General features: G+C 39.6%; 5 protein-coding genes. All 5 read left to right on the plus strand.

From position 1 onward, the window contains the following. On the plus strand, positions 1 to 901 hold a 901-nt coding region (locus ABYK33_RS13365), incomplete at its 5' end, for an RHS repeat-associated core domain-containing protein (protein ID WP_373033769.1). A 4-nt stretch (positions 902 to 905) separates the two neighbouring features. Beyond that, positions 906 to 1,409, plus strand: coding sequence for a hypothetical protein (locus tag ABYK33_RS13370; RefSeq protein ID WP_373033770.1), 504 nt, complete (start codon positions 906 to 908; stop codon positions 1,407 to 1,409). A gap of 289 nt (positions 1,410 to 1,698) precedes the next feature. After that, positions 1,699 to 2,790, plus strand: a complete 1,092-nt coding sequence (locus ABYK33_RS13375) for an RHS repeat domain-containing protein (protein ID WP_373033771.1) — start codon at positions 1,699 to 1,701, stop codon at positions 2,788 to 2,790. A 3-nt stretch (positions 2,791 to 2,793) separates the two neighbouring features. Next, the gene (locus ABYK33_RS13380; protein WP_373033772.1) at positions 2,794 to 3,351 is read left to right on the plus strand and encodes a hypothetical protein; all 558 of its coding nucleotides are present in this window, start codon (positions 2,794 to 2,796) and stop codon (positions 3,349 to 3,351) included. Positions 3,352 to 3,925: 574 nt separating this feature from the next. Then, positions 3,926 to 5,613, plus strand: a 1,688-nt coding sequence (locus ABYK33_RS13385; protein ID WP_373033773.1) for a PAS domain-containing protein, incomplete at its 3' end; no start/stop codon positions are given.

Here is a 5,613-nt window from a genome sequence, read left to right on the forward strand (position 1 = left end):
AAAAGGCAAGGTGTACGAACACCTTGAGTACTTCCCGTTCGGCGAAACGTTTGCCCACGAGCACTCAAACACCCAGGTGACGCCGTACAGGTTTACGGGCAAAGAGCTGGATGAAGTGACGGGGTTGTATTATTATGGGGCTCGGTATTATGACCCGAGGACGAGTGTTTGGCAGTCGCCGGATCCGATCTTGGATAAGTATATGTCGGGTAAGACGAATGGTGGGGTTTTTAATCCGAAGAATCTGAGCCTGTTTGCGTATACTTATAATAATCCAATTAACTCTATTGATCCAACTGGGGAGTCAACTGTTACTGACTATGATGGAAATGTACAAAATGTTAATGTAGATGATATGGATAACGGAATTTACAGAATGCCTCCAAATGGTCAGGCCGGACCAATGGAAAAAATGGGAGAATCCCAATTTATGGATTCATTTCAAAGTCCGGAAACAGGAAAAGCAAGAGGAAAAATCATGTTTGGAAAATCTATAGAAGAAAAAGTTAGCTCTTTATTTGATAAAGCAAAAGACGATTCGAAATTAATGTTAGCGATTAAAAGTGCAGCCGGAGAATATGATATAAAAAGTGAAGATGCTGAATCACCAATGTACTCATACAATGGCTATAAATTTAAAGACAAATATATTTCTGTACGAGATGCTGGTAACATACTAGCTGGAATGAATGCTAAATCACATGGTGTTTCACATGAAGACTTCCAAAAAACTGCAGGTGCACTGCAAGGTGTAAACCCAGCACATGGTGCAATTAGAGTTTTAAATAATCAGATGACTGGAGCGACGTACGGTTCTGCTCCAAAATATGGTGAGAACAAATATCAATATTTAAAAAGTTTATATGGGTACTCACTTGATCCCAGTAGTTTAAAAAGATAACATCATGTATAAAAAATTGAAATATATATCTTCAGTATTAGCGGTAGTTGCTATGATATTTTTCATCGTTTTTTACCTAAAAATTGTGGATAGGAAAAGCTTATATCACGATAAACATTTCATTACAATTTTTACTGAAGAAATAGGGCTAGGACCAAACTCTCACCGTGAAACCTATATAGTGCCAAAGTATAAATTTTTATTGGCCTTTATAGGAAGTTATGATCATATTAAAATAATAGATTCAGATAGCAAACTGATTGCGATTAAAAATGATGAATTGAAGATATTTATACCACCTAATAAGGTGATTATTCATCATAATGACATAAGTTATGAAGTAGAAGAAAATACTATAACGCATTTGCAAGATTTTTCTGGTTTTAAAAATGTAATCATCTATCTTGGAGGAAGTTTAGATAGTAGGAAGTCTTACTATGAGATAGACAAGATAAAGGAACAGTTTTTAAAAGACACGAAACAGTATTGGATACAAGAAGATTCATAGCTCATATTCCTCATGCCGAAAATAGGGGGCATCTCTTCAATTTTCAATTTAGCATGTTCCACCTCTACTGGGGTGGAATGCACACAGCCGTGACAAGGGCCAGACCAGTAACTACGTCTATGACGCCAGCGGCGATCGAACCCTAAAACGTACGGCGCAGGGCGAGACCTTCTATGTGATACACGTCAAGCAAACAACAACTGCTTGTTGTTTGTAGTGTCGGAACCGAAACGGATCGTAACGAAGTGAAGCCGTGCAGGCTCGTACCATCCTCATCCGAGAAGGCGAAGTGGCCAGCAAACACTTCTATTCCGGTAGCCAGCGTATAGCCACGAAGATGGTCAAGCAGGAGAAGAATGGCAATTCGAACAACGTCATCCTGGAAAAAGAGCAGTACTACTATCACCCTGACCATCTGGGAAGCTCAAGCTTCGTAACAGACGAGAAAGGCAAGGTGTACGAACACCTTGAGTACTTCCCGTTCGGCGAGACCTTCGCGCATGAGCATTCCAATACTCAGGTAACCCCTTACAAGTTTACGGGCAAAGAACTTGACGAAGTGACTGGATTGTATTATTATGGGGCTCGGTATTATGACCCGCGCACCTCTGTGTGGCAGTCGCCGGATCCAATCATTGGTGAGTATATGTCTGGGCAGACGAATGGTGGGGTTTTTAATCCTAAGAATCTGAGCCTGTTTGCGTATACTTATAATAATCCAGTGAATTTAACTGACCCAGCAGGACTGTCTCCTGTCTATGATCCAAAAGGAAACTTTTTAGGTACTGATGATGGAGGTTTGAAGGGAGATAATATTGTTATGGATTCGGGCAGCTTTACTCAGTCCATGTCTCCAGCTGATGCGAAGAAAAATAGCTTTATTGGACCACTAGAGAAAGAAGCTAGTGGAAAAATGAACACGCATTATTCAAACCTTTCATCTAGACCAGATTATGATGGTTATGTTAGTAGAGAGGAAGGTGTGTCTTGGGCAAAATCCAGACCTAACAATATAGGAACACCTGATGATGCTCTTTATTTTGATGCAGCTAAAATGGATTTTGGAGCGTTGAGTAAAGATGATTTTAAAAATGGGGTTGGAAAATCTTCACCTGTGCAATTGTTTAGAGCTGGAAATGTCTTTAATAATAAAAGAACTAGAGATACGACATATGCATTAGGTTCTGTAGATATGGTTTTATCAAATAACGATGGTGATGTCCGTGTGGTAAATAATAGTGCAACCAGATATGATTGGAACCAGGGAGGAAATGTTGTGAGAAAAGCTGCTATTTGGGGAGAAACCAAGTATCAAGGCTTGGACAGTAGTCATGGATTTCCTTTAAGTGTATACGGAACAGGACGATTAAATAAAGAATAAATCATGAAGAGTAAATGGATAACTAAAATGAAAAAATGGTTACTAATTATTGTAATTGTCCTTATAGGTACTATTACTTGCTATATAGTGTGCAATAAGCAATATGGCAAGGAAAAATCTTTAGGTCAAGGAATTGTGCTGACTCTTTGGGACACGGAACATTCTTGGAGATTGATAAAGTGTTACGATGAAGGTTTGTTTGGGTGTAGTATTGCGGAAAATCTAATTCCTTATCAAATACAAAAATATGCCTACAACGAGAAGTGGATAATTTTATATTCAAAAGATCCTTATTATAAATATGAAGCTTATTGGATAGTAGAAAAATATAATGATGAAAAAAAGTATCAAATTAAAAAACATATAATTGGTCCCTTGAATAAAGAAGAATTTGAAATATTGTCAAAAAAATTAAAAATTGGATTACGATTAAAGGCAATCGACGGACTCCAGCCTGTTCGTTTGCCACCATATGAGTATATGTATCCCTCCAAGGAAGAGAGGGAATTGCCTAACTATCGTCACAACATAACTCATTCCATTTCTCCTGATATGGAATAAAAAATAGAACAATAGGGGTCAGCTCTTCAATCTTCAATTTTTTCTGATGTGGAATGCTCCCTATTGCTAGATAAAAGATTTATTTGAATATTTCGGTGTCAATTTGGTGCTATTAATGACCCAAAAGATACCTTTTCTGACAATCTTTGAACTTGGAAAACTTCGATATACAGGGTCTTTTAGGGTATATAAGGGTTTTGAAGATGGTTTCCAGTATCCGGAGCCACTTTAGTCTTCAACCCCTAAAACAAACACTTTCAAGCTACATATACATTACTCGGTGTCTATTCTTGATGTAAAACTGACCTCTTTTTCTCTCTTTACTTGCGTTCACTAATTATATATTGGGGAGTGAACGCCTAATCCATATTTAGGATAGACTCAGCCCTCTGTTATGAAGATCGGAGCTGTAGTTGTCACCACTCATTTCCCCTGTACTTTTGCAATAAATCTCAAAATCTATCATAACGGTTATAACCGGAACTCCATACACCCTATTTATTTGCTTCTCGCTATAATAACTGTAAAACAGCCTTGTCCCAAATTATAATCTGTTTTCATATGGAGCAACATTATGAACGATACCAATGAAGACTTAAGGAAAGAACTCAAAGTCGTAAAAAAGCAGTCTGCTGAATCTGATGAAGACTTAAAGAAAGAACTCAAAGTCGTAAAAAAGCAGTTGGCCGAATCTGAAAAAAACGTTCTACTAATGGACCAGAGTATACAGCAAGCGCATCAGGACTGGATGGCTGCTTTAGATATGCTGGACGATCCGATCTTTATCCATGATAAAAATTTTCATATCCTCCGCTGTAACCATGCCTATCAGCAACAAGCCGGGATCCCTTACAATCAGATCGTCGGACGCCCTTACTATGATATCTTCCCAAAGACTCATTCCCCTCTGCATAACTGTTTGCCCGGCAGGGAAAAGGATGCTGACAAAGGAAGTGAGAAAACACTGCAGATCGGTGATTTAAATTATCTTTCACGCGCTTACGTAGTCAAAGATAAAGATCAAAACTATCTATACTCGGTACACACGCTCGAAGATGTTACAGATCAAATAAAGATTAAGAATGCTCTGCAGACATCGGAAGCTCAATATCGACGGCTGTTTGAGTCTGCCAAAGACGGTATCTTGATTCTCGACGGTGAAACAGGGATTATTGTGGATGCCAATCCGTTCATACTAAAGCTCACCGCTTACACACTTAATGAGATTACAGGAAAGAATCTATGGGAGCTAGGCTTCATAGCTGATATAGCGGCCAGCAAAATATCGTTCGAAGAGCTGCAGGAGAATGATTATATTCGTTATGAGGACTTGCCGATACTGACAAAAGATGGGCAACTGGTCGATGTTGAGTTCGTCAGTAACGCCTATTATGTTAGTGGACAAAGGGTTATCCAGTGTAACATCCGTGACATAACCGAACGGATGGAGATTCAAACGGCGCTTCGAACATCGGAAAGCCAATATCGACGGCTGTTTGAGTCTGCCAAAGACGGTATCTTGATTCTCGACGGTGAAACCGGGATTATTGTGGATGCCAATCCGTTCATACTAAAGCTCACCGCGTACACACTTGATGAGATCACAGGAAAAAGTCTATGGGAGCTAGGATTCATAGCTGATATAGCGGCCAGCAAAATATCGTTCGAAGAGCTGCAGGAGAATGATTATGTCCGTTATGAGGACTTGCCGATAAAGACAAAGGATGGGAGACTGGTCGATGTCGAGTTTGTAAGTAACATCTACTATGTTGCCGGCCAGAGAGTGACCCAGTGTAACATCCGTGACATCACCGAACGGATAAAGTCCGAACAATTGCTGCAAGAGAGCGAGGAGAAATTTCATAGCATTACGAGAACCGCGCAGGATGCCATTATCATCATAAGCGACGAAGGGAATATTACCTATTGGAATGAGTCCGCCGAGAGCATGTTTGGTTACGCAAAAGAAGAGGTTGTCGGAAAGGCGTTGCATCCCCTTTTAGCCCCTGAGCGCTTTCAAGAAGCTCACAATATTGGATTCAAGAACTTTGTAAAAACGGGCTTAGGTACTATTGTAGGAAAAACTATTGAACTGAGTGCTTTGAATAAAAATGGTACAGAGTTTCCTATAGAACTGTCGCTTTCAGCCAATATGAAAGAGGGCAAGTGGGAAGCCATCGGCATAATACGTGACATCACTAAGCGTAAAAAAGATGAGGATGGGCTCATAATGTTTCGCAATTTACTTGATCACTCTTCTGA

The sequence above is a fragment of the Sulfurovum sp. genome, assembly GCF_041562805.1.
In the GTDB taxonomy this organism is placed as follows: Bacteria; Campylobacterota; Campylobacteria; order Campylobacterales; family Sulfurovaceae; genus Sulfurovum.